At 60.4% G+C, this 16,840-nt stretch carries 14 protein-coding genes and 3 tRNA genes; 9 read left to right on the forward strand and 8 right to left on the reverse strand.

Annotated elements, in window-relative coordinates:
• The first annotated feature begins 47 nt into the window (after positions 1-47).
• From ASG47_RS12905 to ASG47_RS12920, 4 genes are read left to right on the forward strand one after another with little or no spacing between them, the layout of a single operon-like run.
• On the forward strand, positions 48-968 hold the full coding sequence (locus ASG47_RS12905; RefSeq protein WP_061909608.1) for a carbohydrate ABC transporter permease: 921 nt from the start codon (positions 48-50) through the stop codon (positions 966-968).
• Entirely contained in the window at positions 958-1,800 is an 843-nt protein-coding gene (locus ASG47_RS12910; protein WP_046142392.1) for a carbohydrate ABC transporter permease, read from the forward strand. Before ASG47_RS12905 ends, ASG47_RS12910 begins: the two co-directional genes overlap by 11 nt.
• 3 nt (positions 1,801-1,803) lie before the next feature.
• Positions 1,804-2,850 carry an ABC transporter ATP-binding protein gene (locus ASG47_RS12915; RefSeq protein WP_061909610.1) on the forward strand — a complete coding sequence of 349 codons (1,047 nt, stop codon included), beginning with the start codon at positions 1,804-1,806 and terminating at the stop codon, positions 2,848-2,850.
• The gene (locus tag ASG47_RS12920; RefSeq protein ID WP_061909612.1) at positions 2,850-3,539 is read left to right on the forward strand and encodes a hypothetical protein; all 690 of its coding nucleotides are present in this window, start codon (positions 2,850-2,852) and stop codon (positions 3,537-3,539) included. Before ASG47_RS12915 ends, ASG47_RS12920 begins: the two co-directional genes overlap by 1 nt.
• 172 nt (positions 3,540-3,711) lie before the next feature.
• Here ASG47_RS12920 and ASG47_RS12925 read toward each other — a convergent pair.
• From ASG47_RS12925 to cpdR, 4 genes are all read right to left on the reverse strand, one after another.
• Positions 3,712-3,786, reverse strand: a tRNA-Gln gene (locus ASG47_RS12925).
• A 223-nt stretch (positions 3,787-4,009) separates the two neighbouring features.
• Positions 4,010-4,084: transfer RNA gene (locus ASG47_RS12930), tRNA-Val, on the reverse strand.
• Between the two features lie 27 nt (positions 4,085-4,111).
• Positions 4,112-4,186, reverse strand: a tRNA-Val gene (locus ASG47_RS12935).
• 161 nt (positions 4,187-4,347) lie between these two features.
• Entirely contained in the window at positions 4,348-4,707 is a 360-nt protein-coding gene (gene cpdR / locus ASG47_RS12940) for a cell cycle two-component system response regulator CpdR (RefSeq protein ID WP_061909614.1), read from the reverse strand.
• Between the two features lie 199 nt (positions 4,708-4,906).
• Here cpdR and ASG47_RS12945 point away from each other — a divergent pair, with 199 nt between their 5' ends.
• Both ASG47_RS12945 and hisN read left to right on the forward strand, forming a co-directional pair.
• Positions 4,907-5,803 carry an N-formylglutamate amidohydrolase gene (locus tag ASG47_RS12945; RefSeq protein ID WP_061909616.1) on the forward strand — a complete coding sequence of 299 codons (897 nt, stop codon included), beginning with the start codon at positions 4,907-4,909 and terminating at the stop codon, positions 5,801-5,803.
• A 58-nt stretch (positions 5,804-5,861) separates the two neighbouring features.
• Positions 5,862-6,659 carry a histidinol-phosphatase gene (hisN, locus tag ASG47_RS12950; protein ID WP_061909618.1) on the forward strand — a complete coding sequence of 266 codons (798 nt, stop codon included), beginning with the start codon at positions 5,862-5,864 and terminating at the stop codon, positions 6,657-6,659.
• A gap of 3 nt (positions 6,660-6,662) precedes the next feature.
• On the opposite strand, the gene ASG47_RS12955 is transcribed toward hisN, so the two are convergent.
• The 4 genes from ASG47_RS12955 to ASG47_RS12970 all read right to left on the reverse strand — a co-directional run bounded on the left by ASG47_RS12955 (position 6,663) and on the right by ASG47_RS12970 (position 10,068).
• Positions 6,663-7,184, reverse strand: coding sequence for a TadE/TadG family type IV pilus assembly protein (locus tag ASG47_RS12955; protein WP_061909620.1), 522 nt, complete (start codon positions 7,182-7,184; stop codon positions 6,663-6,665).
• The gene (locus ASG47_RS12960; RefSeq protein ID WP_061909622.1) at positions 7,181-7,717 is read right to left on the reverse strand and encodes a TadE/TadG family type IV pilus assembly protein; all 537 of its coding nucleotides are present in this window, start codon (positions 7,715-7,717) and stop codon (positions 7,181-7,183) included. Before ASG47_RS12960 ends, ASG47_RS12955 begins: the two co-directional genes overlap by 4 nt.
• Positions 7,714-9,030 (reverse strand): TadE/TadG family type IV pilus assembly protein, encoded by a 1,317-nt coding sequence (locus ASG47_RS12965; RefSeq protein ID WP_156464092.1) that lies wholly within the window; start codon positions 9,028-9,030, stop codon positions 7,714-7,716. Before ASG47_RS12965 ends, ASG47_RS12960 begins: the two co-directional genes overlap by 4 nt.
• Positions 9,031-9,093: 63 nt before the next feature.
• Positions 9,094-10,068 carry an alpha/beta fold hydrolase gene (locus tag ASG47_RS12970; RefSeq protein ID WP_162243260.1) on the reverse strand — a complete coding sequence of 325 codons (975 nt, stop codon included), beginning with the start codon at positions 10,066-10,068 and terminating at the stop codon, positions 9,094-9,096.
• Positions 10,069-10,454: 386 nt separating this feature from the next.
• Here ASG47_RS12970 and ASG47_RS12975 point away from each other — a divergent pair, with 386 nt between their 5' ends.
• The 3 genes from ASG47_RS12975 (at position 10,455) to gltB (ending at position 16,787) form a co-directional block, all read left to right on the forward strand.
• Positions 10,455-10,910 carry an Hsp20 family protein gene (locus ASG47_RS12975; RefSeq protein ID WP_061909628.1) on the forward strand — a complete coding sequence of 152 codons (456 nt, stop codon included), beginning with the start codon at positions 10,455-10,457 and terminating at the stop codon, positions 10,908-10,910.
• 162 nt (positions 10,911-11,072) lie between these two features.
• Positions 11,073-11,546, forward strand: coding sequence for a DNA starvation/stationary phase protection protein Dps (gene dps / locus ASG47_RS12980; protein WP_046144029.1), 474 nt, complete (start codon positions 11,073-11,075; stop codon positions 11,544-11,546).
• A 504-nt stretch (positions 11,547-12,050) separates the two neighbouring features.
• Positions 12,051-16,787: a glutamate synthase large subunit gene (gene gltB / locus ASG47_RS12985; protein ID WP_061909630.1), complete on the forward strand. Its 4,737-nt coding sequence runs from the start codon at positions 12,051-12,053 to the stop codon at positions 16,785-16,787.
• Positions 16,788-16,840: the final 53 nt, after the last annotated feature.

Genomic DNA, 16,840 nt, shown 5'->3' on the forward strand with positions numbered 1-16,840 from the left:
GCTCCCCGGCTTTTCGTCGGGGAGCTTTTTTCGATCACCGAGGCGAAATGAACAATCACAGCGCCGCCCCAAACCAAAAACGCCCCTTCTGGACCATCGCCCGGAAAGACGCGGCTGCCGGTTTCCTCTTCATTGCGCCGCAGACCCTGGGCATCATCACCTTCGTGCTGATCCCGCTCGGGCTCGTCTTCTACTATTCCATGCACGAATGGAACGTGCTGGCGAACACCTTCACCTTTGTTGGCGACGCCAATTACCAGATGCTGCTGCGCGATCCGAACCTGCCGCCAGTGCTCTTGGCCTCGGCCATCTTTTCGGCTGGCCTCGTCGTCCTCAACCTCAGCCTCGCCTTGCTCCTGGCCGTGCTGCTCGATCAAAAGCTCAAAGGCATCGTCGTCTTCCGCACGCTGTTCTTCTCGCCGGTCGTGGTCTCGCTCGTCGCCTGGACCATCGTCTGGAGTTTCCTGCTGCAGGCCAATGGCGGCATCAACGGCATTCTCGCCGTCTTCGGCATCGAGGGCCCCAATTGGCTGCGTACGCCAACCACGGCGATGATTTCCGTCGTCGTCGTGCAGGTCTTCAAGAATGTCGGGCTCAATATGATCCTGTTCCTCGCCGCCCTCCAGGGCGTGCCCAAGGAACTCTACGAAGCCGCACGGGTCGATGGCGCGAGCCCCTTCAAGCAATTCCGCCGCATCACCCTGCCGATGATCTCCCCGACGATCCTTCTCACCTCGATCATCACCATCGTCGGCTCGCTGCAGGTCTTTGCCCAGATCGCCATCCTGACCAAAGGCGGCCCCGGCGTCTCGACCACGGTGCTGGTCTATTACCTCTATCAGCAGGCCTTCCAGTTCAATTTCTTCGGCTATGGCTCGACGCTCTCCATCCTCCTTTTCCTGATCGTCGCGGTGCTCACCTTCATCCAGTGGCAGATGCGCAAGCGGATCGTCTTCTATGAGAACTGACCTTTCACCCCGCCTGCGTGTCGCCCTTTATGGGTTGATGTGCGTGCTGCTCATCCCCTTTGTCTTCCCCACCTGGTGGATGATCACCTCATCGGTCAAACCAATCAGCGATATCTTCGCTTTCCCGCCCGATCTCTGGCCGCGCCGCTTCGATTTCTCGACCTATCAGCGCGTCTTCGAACTGCAGCCCTTCGCCCGGCAATATTGGAACTCGGCCTATATCGCCGCAATCGTCACCGCGGGCACCATGGTCGTCTCCTCCATGGCTGGCTACGCCTTCGCGCGCATCAAGTTTCCCTTCAGCAATGCCATCTTTATGATCGTGCTGCTGGGCCTCCTGATCCCGTCGGAAGTCACCATCGTGCCGCTCTTTCAGATGTTCCTGGGTTGGGGCATGATCAATACCCACTGGCCGCTGATCCTCGTGCCGATCTTCGGCGCCCCTTCGGTCTTTGCGACCTTCGTCATGCGTCAGTTCTTCATCGCCCTGCCCGGCGAGCTCGAAGAAGCCGCGCGCGTCGATGGCCTTGGCCGGTTCAAGATTTTCTGGACCATAGCTTTGCCGCTCGCCAAGCCTGCGCTCGGCGCCGTCGCGATCTTCACCTTCCTCCACTCGTGGAATCTCTACCTCGAGCCTATCGTTTTCCTCTCTTCGACCCAGATGTTCACCCTGCCCCAGGCGCTGACCCAGTTCACCGACGCCTATGGCGGCGCCATGTGGAACATCCAGCTCGCCGCCGCGACCATGACCGCCATCCCAGTCCTCCTGGTTTTCATCGTCGCGCAGAAGCAGTTCGTCGAAGGTCTCGCCCATACCGGTTTGAAAGGCTGATCCATGGCCCCCGTCTCCCTCCATTCCGTCAAGAAAGCCTATGGCGAAGTCCAGATCCTCCATGGCATCGATGTCGATATTGCCGATGGCGAATTCATCGTCCTCGTCGGCCCGTCGGGCTGCGGCAAGTCCACCTTGCTCCGCATGATCGCGGGCCTTGAAACCATCACCAAGGGCGACATTCGCATCGGGGATCGGGTCGTCAACGATCTCGAGCCCAAGGATCGGGACATCGCTATGGTGTTCCAGAATTATGCGCTCTATCCCCATATGACGGTCGCGACCAATATGGGCTTTTCGCTCGAGCATCGCGGCGCCTCGAAGGCCGAGATCGCCGAGCGCGTCAAATGGGCGGCCGATATTCTCGACCTCTCGCACCTCCTCGATCGCTATCCCCGCCAGTTGTCGGGTGGTCAGCGGCAGCGCGTCGCCATGGGCCGCGCCATCGTGCGCAATCCGCAGGTATTTCTGTTCGACGAACCGCTCAGCAATCTCGACGCCAAGCTGCGCGTCGTCATGCGCGGCGAGATCAAAGCGCTGCACCACCGCCTCGGCGTCACGACCGTCTATGTCACCCACGACCAGATCGAAGCCATGACCATGGCTGACCGCATCGTCGTGATGCATGCCGGCAAAGTCGAACAGATCGGCGCGCCATTGGAACTCTACGATCGCCCGGCCAATCTCTTCGTCGCCGGTTTCATCGGCTCGCCGGCCATGAACATTCTGGGCGGCACCATCGCAGGCGCCGAGTTCAAGGCCGCTGGCGTCACCCTGCCCCTGCCCGCCGGCGTTACCGCGACTGGCGCCGCCAGCTATGGCATCCGTCCCGAACATTTCCAGCTTTCGCCGCAGGGTCTTCCCGCCGTGGTCTCGCTGGTCGAGCCGATGGGTTCTGAAACCCAGGTCACCATGACACTTGGCGAACACGTCGTCACCGGCGTCTTCCGCGAACGCGTCGCCGCCCGCCCCGGCGAAACCATCCACATCCTGCCCGACCTTGCCGCCGTCCATCTTTTCGACGCCACAACTGGCCAGAGGATCAACTGATGTACGCCACGACCCCGCTCTACCAAAGGCTCACCGATGGCAGTTTCCCCATCATCGTTTCGCTTGCCCGGCACGATCTCGATCTCGCCAAAGCCGCGCTCGATGCAGGCGCCTATGCGCTCAAAACCCATCTCAACGCCTATCACCGCGCCACCGGCACGACCTTCGGCTCCTTTGCCGAAGAACGCCCCTTCTTCGAAGAGCTCTCAAAGCTCGGCTGCCCGCTTCTTGTCATGGCGGGCCAGGAAACTGTTCCGACCGCGGAAGAAATGGACGCGCTACACACCCTCGGCTTTGAGGGCTTCAACGTCTATGTCGATCACCTCCAGCCGCACCTGCTGCAATCAAAACTTCGCCCCATGCCCGCCCTCGCCTCGACCAGCACGCCCGAGGACGTGACAAAAATCGCCGCCATCCCGGGCTGCATCATCGAAGCCTCGATCATGCCCTTCGAGCGCTACCGCACCGCCATGACCCCAGCCGACCTCCAGCGCTACGCCCAAATTGTCGCCGCCGTCGAGGTTCCGGTCATCGTCCCCAGCCAACTCCTTCTGACACCAGACGACGCCCTCGCCCTGCGCCAAGCCGGCATAGCCGCGCCGCTCCTGGGAGCCATCGTGACAGGGGATACACCCAGCTCCATGTCCAAGGCTGTCGGCGATCTCCACAAGGCCCTGGCAAGCGCCTGAGGCCTTCAAAAGCCGCCCCACATCGGAGAATTAGCGCTCTGTGCATCGGCTCACGCCGAACAACACCTGCTGGCTGCAAAAGGCGGCATTGAAAGCGCGGCCGCGAAACGTGGCTTTGCGTAGCCGCGCCGTGGCACACGCCTAGCTCATCAGCACAACAATGACCTTGAAATGGCTGGGGTGCTAGGATTCGAACCTAGGAATGCCGGTACCAAAAACCGGTGCCTTACCACTTGGCGACACCCCAACTGTGGCGGGTTCCTACACGGTTTAAAACGAAGGCGCAACACGGGTTGCGCCTTGTTCACAGACCCGCGCCGCGCCACCTCAAAGCGCCGTCCCTCCCGGATCAGACGACAGCCACGATCATAGATTCCGCGGCAACCGCGCCAGCGCAATGTCCGCTCAAGCGTCGAAACGCGCAGCGCCGGCAAACCCGTCACAGCCGATCATCGCGATTAGGAAAAGAATGGTGGGTGCGACAGGGATTGAACCTGTGACCCCTGCCGTGTGAAGGCAGTGCTCTCCCGCTGAGCTACGCACCCGCTGCTTAGCGGCAGGGAAATGAGAGATGGTGGGCGTAACAAGGATCGAACTTGTGACCCCCTCGATGTCAACGAGGTGCTCTCCCGCTGAGCTATACGCCCATCTCTCCGGGACCGATTCAGCGTTCGCCGTTCCGGTGGCGCGGATAAACCATGAAGCGACCAATGGGTCAATAGGTTCATTTCCGCGCCTGTGGATTTCTTCGTTCGCATGCCTTCCAAAAGTGGATACCGGTTTTGCGACAAAGGCATGCGCGTCACCATCAGGCGGCGAGCAGTCGCTCCACTTCCGACACCAGGTCCTTCAAATGGAAGGGCTTGGACAGGACCGAGGCATCCTTGGGCGCATCGCTGTCAGGATTAAGGGCGACGGCGGCAAAACCGGTGATGAACATGACCTTGAGGTCAGGATCGAGTTCGGTGGCGCGGCGCGCCAGTTCGATTCCGTCCATTTCCGGCATCACGATATCGCTCAGCAGCAGCGAGAACGGCTCTTCGCGTAAGCGCTCATAGGCGGAAAGCCCGTTGTCGAAGGACACGACATCGTAGCCCGCATTCTTGAGCGCCCGCGTAAGGAACTGGCGCATATCATTATCGTCTTCGGCGAGCAGAATTCGCTTCATCAAAAACCTCTAAAAGGGCCCGTTCGGCGGTGAGTCGGTCTTTAGCGATGTTTAATTCAGATTTGAGCTGACGCAAACCGGCTCAATCAAACCTGCGCTCTTTTTGCTGGCGTCTGGACAAGTTGGTTGCGCCGCGCGACACTTGGGTGACAGCAAATCACTAGGGCTGCGCCGTCCTGGCGCCGTCTGCGGAGGCAGCGTGCGATCCGACTATTGGGATCAACCGGCATTTGAAACCATCCGGCCCCGCCGCATGGTCGCGCCCATCGTGTTCAACTCGCCCCATTCGGGCCGCAACTACCCCCCGCGCTTCCTCGCGATGACGCGGCTCGATCACCTGTCGATTCGCCAGTCCGAAGACGCCTTCATCGATGAGCTGTTTTCGCGCGCGCCCCATCTTGGTGCCCCGCTTTTGCGCGCGCATTTCCCGCGCGCCTATCTCGATGTCAATCGCGAGCCCTGGGAACTTGATCCCACCATGTTCGTCGAGCCGCTCTCGGATCGGTTCAACACCACCTCGCCGCGCGTCGCAGCCGGCCTCGGCACGCTCGCCAAGGTCGTCGCCGAAAACAAACCCATCTATCGCGATCGCCTGACGCTCGAAGATGCGCGCATGCGCATCGAGGGCATTTATCATCCCTATCACGCCGCTCTCCAAAACCTCCTCAGCGAGGCATCCGCCAGCTTCGGCGTTTCTGTGCTGATCGATTGCCATTCCATGCCGCGCCTTGGGCGCCATGGCGAGCGCGCCACGCCCGATATCGTGCTCGGCGATCGCTATGGCACGACCTGCTCGCCCGCCCTGATCGACCTTGTCGAAACCGGTTTCAGCGCTGCGGGCCTAAAAGTCGCGCGCAATCGGCCTTATGCCGGTGGCTTCTGTACCCGCGCTTATGGCAGGCCGCAGCATGGCGTCCACGCCCTCCAGATCGAGATCAGCCGTCATCTCTACATGAACGAGGCAACGCTCGAAAAAAGCGCCGGCTTCGAGCCGCTGCGCCAACTCGTCGAGAGCATGATCCACGCCGTCATCGGCATCGATCTCGTGCAATTGGCCATGCCGCAGGTCACGCCCGAGCGCGCTGCCGCCGAGTAGCGCTTGTCAGGCGCCGAGCCAGCCAATACACCTTGCCCGCCCCCGGCCGAGGATTTTCATGACCAGCGCCACGCCCGATTTCGCCCGCGTCGAAGCAACGCTCATTGCCGCCGCCGAAGCTGCCGCCGCGCACACCTTGCCGCTCTTTCGCTCAGGGCTTGCCGTCGATAACAAGCTCGCCGTGGGCTTTGATCCGGTGACCGAGGCCGACAAGGGCGCCGAAAAAGTCATTCGCGCCATCATCGAAGAGGCTTTCCCCGATCATGCCGTCATCGGCGAGGAATGGGGCACGAGCGGCGAGAGCCGGTTTTCGTGGATCATCGACCCGGTCGATGGCACCCGCGCCTTTATTTCCGGCGCCCCGGTCTGGGGCACGCTGATCGGCTTTGCCGTGGATGGCGTCGCCGTCGCCGGCATCATGAGCCAGCCCTTTATCGGCGAAACCTTTCTGGCCGTCCCCGGCCAATCCCGCTACATCCGCGGCGATATCAACCAGCCCAATCGGACCACCGCCCTCACCGATCTGTCGGCGGCCCGCGTCTTCACCACGACGCCGCGCCTCTTCAACACGCCCGAATTGCTCGCCAAATGGCACGCGATCGAAGCCGCTACCCGCCTTCAGCGCTTCGGCATGGATTGCTATGGCTACGCCCTCCTCGCCGCCGGCCATGCCGATCTTGTCATCGAGCCTTATCTCAACACCTACGACATCGCCGCCCTCGTCCCCATCATCCGCGAAGCCGGCGGCGCCATCGCCTGCTGGGACGGCTCTGAGCCCACCGCCGGCGGCAATGTCATCGCCGCGGCCAATGAGACGCTGCTCGAAAAAGCACTGGCGATCGTCAACGCTTCGTGAGGGTTATTGGAAGGCGATCGAAGACACGAAGCGCGGGCGGTAGGCTGCACGCGCCGAAAACGTGACGTCGCTGATCCCGAACCCGGCGACCATCGCTTCATGTGGCACGAAGCTCTCCGTCAGCAGCACCGAATCTCCATCAGCCATCTCGGGGAAAAGCGAGGTGTTGAGTGCGGTGCCGGGCACGTTGTTCCCCACGGTCTGCGACCAGCGTAGAACGAACTCGCCGTTCACACGCCCGATACTGCTGACACGCAATCCACCGTCATTGGCACTATAGACCGTCTGCCGCAAAAGGGTCAGCATGTCCGTGAGCTTGGCCTTGGTCAGTGAGGACTTTTCACGCGCCAGCATGTCACCGATGGTGAACGTTGCTTTCTCGACGTTTTGCGCCGTTCGAAACATATCGAAAGCTGTTAGCGACGCGAGAAGCAGCGCCAGCAATATGGGCAGGAACATCGCAAACTCCGTCGCCGAAGCCCCACTCTCATTCTTTAAGAACCGAATGAAAATCTGCGTCATCATGCGGGCTCGTTGATGAATGCGGATTTGGAAATGAGCCGCAGCGTGCCGCTCTCGTCCTTGTTCAGTGCAAGCGATAGGCCAAGGCCGGGCGTTATCGGAGAAACGACGTAACAAGCGCGCACGAACATAATGTCCGATCGCGCGCCACCATTAAAGCGCAGCACCGGCGCAATCTCACTTCGCCGGTCAACGCATCTGGTGTCATCGGTTGGATAGCTCGCCGCCCCAGCGGTTATGGGGATCAATTCGAGTGCCAATGAGGCCTCGCAATTGAGAAGCACCATGGCGCGCTCGCACACTTTTGCCCGCATCGCTTCATGCGTAGGATTGGCAAATGTGCCAAGGCGCAGTTCGCGCACCGTCATGTCGACTGCCCGGTCAAGCATGATCGACTGCAGCATGATCCAGCCGCCTTCAAAGGTCGAAAAGATGATGGCGAGCAGCATGGGCACAACCAGCGCGAACTCGACCGCTGCAGCGCCACGCGTGTCCCTGCGGAGCCATCGTGCCAAGGTGAGAATGGATAGGCTCATTGGGTGAGCTTCAAGCTTTGGATATTGTTGGCGATCGATTGAAACGCCAGCGTGATGCCGCTGCCCGTCACATTGTAGAAGTGGCTGGCGCTCGAGGCGCAGGTCGTGAGGTCGGCGTTGGTGGTGTAAAATCCGATCGTAAAGACAATCACGCCCTTCTCTTTGGCAACTTGGCAAACGCGGCGCAGCGACGTCGAGGCAGCCGACTGTGATTGGTAATCGTTGTTGCTTGCACCGCCTTCGGGATTGCGCGGATAGTTATACAAGCCAGGCTTCGGACGCCGTTGGGCGGAGATTCCGCCATCCGTCATCAGCACCAGAATTTTCAGTGTTTCACTATCGTCGAACGCAGCAGGGCGATTGGCAAACTGCATAGGTACCTGTCCCGCTGCCGCCATCCGTCCGATAAATGGCCGCGCGGAAGGATCCAGCAGTAAAAATCCCCAGTTTGTAGCGACGCCGGAACCAGTCCCGTCATGAAGTTTGAGGCTGTCGATCCTCGTCTTCAGCGCGTTCGCATTATTCGAGAGATAGGTGATGGAGGTTGCTTCATACGGGCAGTAGGACCACTCCTTGCCGGCAGGGTTGTCCTTATGGTTCTCGGTAAAATGCGGCACTTGAGCGCGTTGGTTGAACGCTACCCAGCCGGTGCCGTAGTCCTTATTGCCCGCGTGGTCGAATTCAACGCAGGACGAATAATTGTGCTGACGTGTCACGCCCAGAAGCCCGAAGGCGATTGAGCCGACATTGACCGTACCCGCATAGGGCACGATGCTGATCGAGGTATAGGGCGCGGTATCCGGCGTGATCATCGCATCGATGAATTGCTTGGCCGCAGGCCGCAACAAACTGATACGCGATGGACTGTTTTCAGTCATCGAGCCCGAGATATCGAGCATCAGCGAGATTTCGAGGTTCTGCTTTCGCTCCTGCGCGGTAGCCGTTGCCACCATCGGCAGCGTGTTGATGCCGATGAGCGGCAAAAAGCTGGTTTGCATCTCATATCGCCCGGTAATCGTTACCGAGCGGTGGTTCAACGCAACTGTGTAATCGTAGTCGAGATCGACCTGATCAATGAATGTAACGGTCTTGAGGTACTCGCGCGCCGTCGCTTCGACCGATTTCTTCTGAGTCAGCGCCGCTGCTGCTAGTACAGCGCGATCGACACCATCTTGAAGCTGAACACGGTGCATCTCATAGCGCGCGATATCGGTAGCGCCGCCTGCCAAGACCAACATCGGTATGATCATAAAGGCAACGATAATAGTCACGTTGCCATTCTGGTCGGCCAGTAATTGCCTGAAAAGACGCACTTCGGCCCCTCGTGATCCTTCTGGATCAGGAAAAACCCTTAGTGAGATTGCCCTAAGAAACGCTTAGCGGGTCTGATTTGTGATGAAGGCGTCGAAGGCTGCAAGCACTTGGCCGCGCACGGGGTCGGTTTCCATGAACAGTTCATGCTTGGCGCCGGCGACGACGACGTGCCGTCCATTGCGCAGCCGCAGGCCGAGTTGCTCGAGCGCCGGGGTAGAGACGATTGTGTCGCGCGCTGCGGCAAGCACGAGGAGCGGGATTTGCAGCCGGCTCGCAAATTCCTCCCGATTGGCTTCGACCATGGCGCGCATGGCGGCAGCTAGCCAGCGAAAGCTGGGAGAGCCGAGATAAAGACTATCGTCGGCGCGGATGGTTTCGACCATGCGCATATAGCGCAGCATGTCCGAGGTCAGGGGATTGTCCAAAAATCCTGCCTCGGTCGGCCGCTTGTCGCCCCGCCGCTTGAGCGGCACGGCGCCTAGCCCGACAAAGCTCAGCGCTTCGGCAAAGCCGCCCCAGGCGCCAAGACTGTCTTCCATGCCTGAAAGGCTGACCATGGGCGCCGACAGAAACATGCGGTCGAACATCATCCGGTCGCACGTCGCGGCAAAGAGCGAAGCGAGCCCGCCCATGGAATGCCCCACGAGATAGAATGGCGGCGGGCAATCGGGCAGCAGGATTTCGCCGTGAAAGGTCTTGAGATCGGTCCAATAATCCTCGAACCGGTCGACATAACCCACCGCCCGATTGCCGATCAGCCGGTCCGAGCCGCCCTGCCCGCGCCAATCAAAGGTCGCGACTGCAAAGCCGCGTGCTTGGAAATCGGCGACCGTCTCAAAATACTTTTCAATATATTCCGTGCGTCCCTGGACAAGGCACACTGTGCCGCGATGCGGCCCCGCCGATTTCGGCCAGATCGCATAGCGTAGCTTGACCCGGTCCGGGGTCGTCACAAAGCCCAGCCGGACGCCGTCCGGCACCGGGTTGGATGAGACGATGGCAAGCTTGGGTCCAGTGGGATCGACCTTTGCGGTCACGGGCGCCTCCGAATTTGAGCCGCACGATAAACGCGCGAGGTAAAGAAAAGCCAGCATTCCGGGCTGGCGGAACACTGGCTTTCTTTAACCGACGGTTCCGTGCGGGGGGCGGATGACGGAACCGCTTTGTAGACCGTGTGGCCTACGCTGACTTTATGCGCCCCAGCGCCTGAACCGCGCCGGACCCCATCATTCATATTCGGTTCATCAGGCACGCCAAGAGAGATGCGTTTTCCCCTCTTGAACCCCGAAAACCCGCACCTAAATATCACTCGTTCGCCGGATTTCCGGGGACACCGGCCCTGCTAAACGGCCGCTCGCCACTTCTGGGAGCACGCGCAGGAACCGGCTCGAAAACACACGTTGCTTTACGGAGAATGTGACAAATGCAGACCTTTGATTTTTCCCCCTTCTATCGCTCCACCGTCGGCTTTGACCGTCTGTTCAACCGCCTCGACACGCTGGGCACCCAGGAAACCAAATCCTACCCGCCCTATAATATCGAGCGCACCGGCGAAGATGCCTATCGCATCTCCATTGCCGTAGCCGGGTTCTCCAATGGCGATATCGCTATCGAGACCAAGGAGAACAGCCTCGTCGTCAAGGGCGCAAAGGCCGCCGAGAGCGCCGATGCCAAGCGCGAGTTCCTCCATCGCGGCATTGCCGAACGCGCCTTCGAGCTGCGTTTCCAGCTTGCCGATTATGTCGAGGTTCAGGGCGCAACGCTCGAAAACGGCCTGCTCCATCTCGAACTGAAGCGCGAACTGCCCGAAAGCAAGAAGCCGCGCACCATTTCGATCAATGGCAGCACCCCGACGATCGAGGACAAGTCGGTTAACTAAACCGATAGTTCCGGAATGAAGAAGGCGCGGTCCCCCAAGGGCCGCGCTTTTTGTTTGTCAGCCCTGTCTTGGGTGCGAGGAACGAGTCACCAGTCTGGCCAGTTGAAGATGCACACGGCTCAAGAGCCCTCAGTTTCAAAACCAGCGTCAGGACCATTCCCGATGAAGACTCCCTCGATCACCCTCAAATCCAATGCCAAGGCCGCCGTCATCGACGTGCTCAACGCCCGCCTCGCCGACGCCATCGACCTCGCCCTGATCACCAAGCAAGCCCACTGGAATTTGAAGGGCCCCAATTTCATCGGCGTCCATGAAATGCTCGATCCCATGCGCGCGGCAATCGACAATCACGTCGACATCATCGCCGAACGCGTCGCCCAGCTCGACGGCATTGCGCTTGGCACCAGCCAAGTTGTCGCCAAGGCCACGAGCCTCGAAGCCTATCCCACCGATATCCGCAAGGTTGCCGATCACCTCGCCGCCCTCGCCGAGCGCTATGCTGCCCTCGCCAACCAGGTCCGCGAAGATATCGACACCACCGACGAAGCCGGCGATGCCGACACGGCCGATATTCTCACCAATTTCTCGCGCGAGCTCGACAAGGACCTGTGGTTCATCAAATCCCATCTCGAATAGGATTTACTCGCCATTAACCATAAAAAGCGCGCCGACCAGCGCGCTTTTTGCGTTTTCTGGCGTGGTTCCCCTACGCTTTCCTATTCTTTCGCCAGCAAAGTCCTATTATTTGTGTCTCAAATCTGGCAAAAGCGCTTGCTCGCAGTTTGGAATTATGCAAATGTGAAGGCGTTAGGGCAGTGCTTCTGTCCTATCTGACGCGCACCCCGCTCTCCGCGGCCAAGTGCGCACGCTGGTTCGGCTGGCCCGTTACAGGATAGCGGAAACGAATAGGCGGAGCTAAGATAGCTCGAATTATGAGCGGCCATTTGGATGCAGCGCCGCTCCCCACGCATGGACGCGACTTTGTTCGCTGAGCCGTACGAAAAGTACGACCCGGTCGAAAAGCGTGCCCACTGAGGAACAAGACTGCATCCAGCGGGCCGGCACCGGCACCATCAGGATGCATACGACATAGCGAACCAAGCCTGGCAACAGGCACGATCAGATAGCGAGGAACACGATATGGCACACGAGACGAACGGATTTTCTCTTCCGGTCACCGCGAAAGCCAATACTCGCAAAACCCTGATCCTTGATGGCAAGCGCGTTGATGGTCGTCCTCAGGCTCAGGGTCTCTATGATCCCGCCAACGAGCACGATGCCTGCGGCATAGGCATGATCGCCAATATCAAGAACAAGCCCAGCCACGAAGTGGTCGAAAAGGGTCTCGAAATTCTCGAGAACCTCGAACACCGCGGCGCCGTGGGCGCAGACCCATTGATGGGCGATGGCGCCGGCATTCTGGTGCAGACCCCGCACGCCTTCTTCCAGAAGGTGCTGCCCTTTGCCCTGCCGGAAAAGGGCCACTACGCCGTGGCCATGATCTTTTATCCCAACATCGTCGCTTTGCGCGATCGCTGCGCCGCCGCCGTCCGCGCCTGCCTCGATGCCGAAGGCCTCGAACTTCTCGGCGAGCGCGTCGTCCCCTTCGACAATTCAAAGCTCTCCGAAGGCGTCATCGCCACCCAGCCGATCATCGAGCAGATGGTCATCTCCCGCCCCGATGGCCTCACGATCGACGAGTTCGAGCGCAAGCTCCTCATCGTGCGAAAGGTCATTTCCAACACCGTCTATAAGACTGTGCCCGAGAGCGACAGCGACAACGGCTTCTATGTCGTCTCGATGTCGGCGCGCACGCTCGTATACAAGGGCATGTTCCTCGCCTATCAGCTCGGCGCCTTCTATCCCGACCTGTCCGACGAAAGTTTTGAGAGCGCCATCGCCCTCGTCCACCAGCGCTTCTCGACCAACACCTTCCCAAGCTGGAAGCTCGCGCACCCCTACCGCATGACCACCCACAATGGTGAAATCAACACCATCCGTGGCAACGTCAACTGGATGGCCGCGCGCCAGGCGTCGGTCTCTTCGCCCCTCTTCGGCGATGACATCACAAAGATCTGGCCGATCTCCTACGAAGGTCAGTCGGACACCGCCTGCTTCGATAACGCGCTCGAATTCCTCGTGCGCGGCGGCTATTCGCTGCCCCACGCAGCCATGATGCTGATCCCCGAAGCCTGGGCCGGCAATCCGCTGATGGATGAAACGCGCCGCGCCTTTTACGAATATCACGCCGCCCTGATGGAGCCATGGGACGGCCCCGCCGCCATGTCCCTCTCGGACGGCCGCTATGTCGTCGCGACCCTCGACCGCAACGGCCTCCGCCCAGCGCGCTATCTCGTGACCAAGGAAGGCCACGTCGTTCTCGCCTCCGAATCCGGCGTGCTCGATATTCCCGATGAAGACATTGTCGAACGTTGGCGCCTCCAGCCCGGCCGCATGCTGCTGATCGACCTTGAAGAAGGCCGCATCATCTCCGACGACGAGATCAAGAAGGTCTTGGCCACCAAGAACCCCTATGCCGAATGGCTCGCCCGTAGCCAAATCGTCCTTGAAGACCTGCCCGAAACCGAGCCCAAGGCCCCGACGACCTCAGAGTCGCTGCTCGATCGTATGCAGGCGTTTGGCTACACCCAGGAAGACATCAAGCTTCTGATGGCGCCCATGGCCACCACCGGTCAGGAAGCCGTCGGCTCGATGGGCACGGACACGCCGATCTCGGCGCTGTCGAACAAGTCCAAGCTCCTCTATACTTATTTCAAGCAGAACTTCGCGCAGGTGACCAACCCGCCCATCGATCCGATCCGCGAGGAATCGGTGATGAGCCTTGTCTCCTTCATCGGCCCGCGCCCGAACATTTTCGATCTCGAAGGCGTCAGTAAGCAAAAGCGCCTCGAAGTCCGCCAGCCCATTCTCACCAACGAGGATCTCGAAAAGATCCGCGGCATCGGTGACATGCAGGACAACCAGTTCAAGACGCGCACCCTCGACATTACCTATCACGCCTCCCAGGGCGCTGAAGGCATGGAAAAGGCGCTCGAAGACCTCTGCGCCGTCGCCGAAGAAGCCGTGCGCGGCGAATACAACATTATTATTCTGTCTGACCGTCTGGTCGCTGCCGACCGCATCGCGATACCAGCGTTGCTGGCGACCGCTGCCGTGCATCACCACCTGATCCGCAAGGGTCTGCGCACCTCGTCCGGCCTCGTCGTCGAAACCGGCGAAGCCCGCGAAATGCACCACTTCGCCATGCTCGCCGGCTATGGCGCCGAAGCGATCAACCCCTACCTCGCGTTTGAAGCGCTCGCCGCGCTCCACGCCGAAGGCGAATATCCGCCCGAAGTCTCCGCCGAGGAAGTTGTCTATCGCTATATCAAGTCGGTCGGTAAGGGCCTCCTCAAGGTCATGTCCAAGATGGGCATTTCGACCTACCAGTCCTATTGCGGCGCCCAGATCTTTGACGCGGTCGGCCTCAACTCCGATTTTGTGAAGAAGTTCTTCTTTGGGACGGCGACGTCCATCGAAGGCGTTGGCCTCGCCGAAGTGTCGGAAGAAACCGTGCGCCGTCACGCCGAAGCCTTTGGCGACGATGTCGTGCTCAAGAAGTCGCTCGATGTCGGTGGCGAATATGCCTATCGCATCCGCGGCGAAAAGCACGCTTGGAGCCCTGATGTCGTTGCCGATCTCCAGCACGCCGTCCGCACTTTTGAGGAAAGCCCGGAAACCGCCAAAGACCGCTACGACAGCTTTGCGCAACGCGTAAACTCGGGCGAAAACGGCTACCTCGCCATTCGCCACCTGTTCGACATCAAGCCCTATGGCGATGCGGTACCGCTCGATGAAGTCGAGCCGGCCGTCGATATCGTCAAGCGCTTCGTCACCGGCGCCATGTCCTTCGGCTCGATCAGCCGCGAGGCGCATACGACGCTCGCCATCGCCATGAACCGGATCGGCGGCAAGTCGAACACCGGCGAAGGCGGCGAAGAGCCCGATCGCTACAAGCCCCTGCCCGATGGCAGTTCCAACCCGCTGCGCTCTGCCATCAAGCAGGTCGCTTCCGGCCGCTTTGGCGTCACCACCGAATATCTGGTCAATGCCGATCAGATCCAGATCAAGGTCGCGCAGGGCGCCAAGCCCGGCGAAGGCGGCCAGCTGCCCGGCCATAAGGTCGACTGGATCGTTGCCAAGACGCGTCACTCGACGCCGGGCGTGGGCCTCATTTCGCCCCCGCCGCACCACGATATCTACTCGATCGAAGATCTTGCCCAGCTCATTTACGATCTCAAGAACGTCAATGAAGCCGCCGATATCTCGGTCAAGCTCGTGTCCGAAATGGGCGTCGGCACCGTTGCGGCCGGCGTTGCCAAGGCACGCGCCGATCACATCACCATTTCCGGCTATGATGGCGGCACGGGCGCGTCGCCCCTGACCTCGCTCAAGCATGCCGGCGGCCCATGGGAAATCGGCCTCGCCGAAACCCATCAGACCCTCGTCCTCAACCGTCTCCGTTCCCGTGTAAAGCTGCAGGTCGATGGCGGTTTGAAGACCGGTCGCGACGTGCTCATCGGTGCCCTCCTCGGCGCCGACGAATTCGGCTTCTCGACCGCGCCGCTGATTGCGGCCGGCTGCATCATGATGCGCAAGTGCCATCTCAACACCTGCCCGGTTGGCGTCGCCACCCAGGATCCGGTGCTGCGCAAGCGCTTCAAGGGCACGCCCGAACACGTCATCAACTACTTCTTCTTCATCGCCGAAGAACTCCGCGGCCTCCTTGCCGCCATGGGTGCCAAGACGCTCAACGAACTGATCGGCCGCTCCGATCTGCTCGATCAGCGCCGTGCCGAAGATCAGTGGAAGAGCGAAGGCATCGATCTCGCCAAGGTGTTCCACAAGCCCGAACCGCTCGGCGGCGACACGCTCTATCACTCCGAATTCCAGAACCACCATCTGGAAGAAGTGCTTGATCGCAAGCTGATCGAACACGCGGCCCCGGCCCTCGAACACGGCAATGCCGTCCAGTTCGAGCTACCCATCCGCTCGCGCGACCGTTCCGCTGGCGCCATGCTTTCCGGCGCTCTCGCCAAGAAGTATGGCCATGAAGGCCTGCCGGAAGACACGATCTCGATCACCCTCAAGGGCACGGCCGGTCAGGCTTTTGGCGCTTTCCTTGCCAAGGGCATCTCCATCGACATGGTGGGCGACGCCAATGACTATGTCGGCAAGGGTCTGTCGGGTGGCCGCATCGTTGTGCGCCCCTCCGACAAGGTGACCTTCGCGCCCGAGAAGTCGATCATCGTCGGCAACACGGTGCTCTATGGCGCCATTGCCGGTGAAGCCTACTTCCGCGGCATTGCCGGCGAACGCTTCGCCGTCCGCAATTCCGGCGCCATCGCCGTTGTCGAAGGCACAGGCGACCATGGTTGCGAATATATGACCGGCGGTCTCGTCGTCGTCATCGGCCCGACGGGTCGCAACTTCGCGGCCGGCATGTCCGGTGGCGTCGCCTACGTCCTCGACGAAGACGAAACCTTCCGCTCGCGTTGCAACCTCGCCATGGTCGATCTCGAGCCGGTGCAGGAAGAAGAAGACCTGATGCGCAAGCTCCACCACCACGGTGGTGATCTCGAATGGCATGGCCGTGTCGACATCTCTGGCGACATGACCAAGCACGACGACGAGCGCCTCCATCAGCTGATCTCGAACCACCTGCACTATACCGGTTCGACCAAGGCCAAGATGATTTTGGACAACTGGGCCGAGATGCGTCCCAAATTCGTCAAGGTGATGCCGGTCGAATACCGCCGCGCCATCCTCGAAATGGAACGCAAGCGCGGCGCAACCCCGCACGTGGCGGCCGAATAACGACCGAACAAACCCACTGGATCATCCTCGCCCTAGCGGGGATGATCCCGAGA

This window comes from Devosia sp. Leaf420, assembly GCF_001425445.1.
Lineage (GTDB): Bacteria > Pseudomonadota > Alphaproteobacteria > Rhizobiales > Devosiaceae > Devosia.

What these genes read in the sequence shown, in the direction of transcription:
- ASG47_RS12905 (WP_061909608.1), top strand. Translation starts at nt 48, where the DNA reads ATGAACAATCACAGCGCCGCCCCAAACCAAAAACGCCCCTTCTGGACC.
- ASG47_RS12910 (WP_046142392.1), top strand. Translation starts at nt 958, where the DNA reads ATGAGAACTGACCTTTCACCCCGCCTGCGTGTCGCCCTTTATGGGTTG.
- ASG47_RS12915 (WP_061909610.1), top strand. Translation starts at nt 1,804, where the DNA reads ATGGCCCCCGTCTCCCTCCATTCCGTCAAGAAAGCCTATGGCGAAGTC.
- ASG47_RS12920 (WP_061909612.1), top strand. Translation starts at nt 2,850, where the DNA reads ATGTACGCCACGACCCCGCTCTACCAAAGGCTCACCGATGGCAGTTTC.
- cpdR (WP_061909614.1), bottom strand. Translation starts at nt 4,707, where the DNA reads ATGAAGCGAATTCTGCTCGCCGAAGACGATAATGATATGCGCCAGTTC.
- hisN (WP_061909618.1), top strand. Translation starts at nt 5,862, where the DNA reads ATGACCAGCGCCACGCCCGATTTCGCCCGCGTCGAAGCAACGCTCATT.
- ASG47_RS12955 (WP_061909620.1), bottom strand. Translation starts at nt 7,184, where the DNA reads ATGATGACGCAGATTTTCATTCGGTTCTTAAAGAATGAGAGTGGGGCT.
- ASG47_RS12960 (WP_061909622.1), bottom strand. Translation starts at nt 7,717, where the DNA reads ATGAGCCTATCCATTCTCACCTTGGCACGATGGCTCCGCAGGGACACG.
- ASG47_RS12975 (WP_061909628.1), top strand. Translation starts at nt 10,455, where the DNA reads ATGCAGACCTTTGATTTTTCCCCCTTCTATCGCTCCACCGTCGGCTTT.
- dps (WP_046144029.1), top strand. Translation starts at nt 11,073, where the DNA reads ATGAAGACTCCCTCGATCACCCTCAAATCCAATGCCAAGGCCGCCGTC.
- gltB (WP_061909630.1), top strand. Translation starts at nt 12,051, where the DNA reads ATGGCACACGAGACGAACGGATTTTCTCTTCCGGTCACCGCGAAAGCC.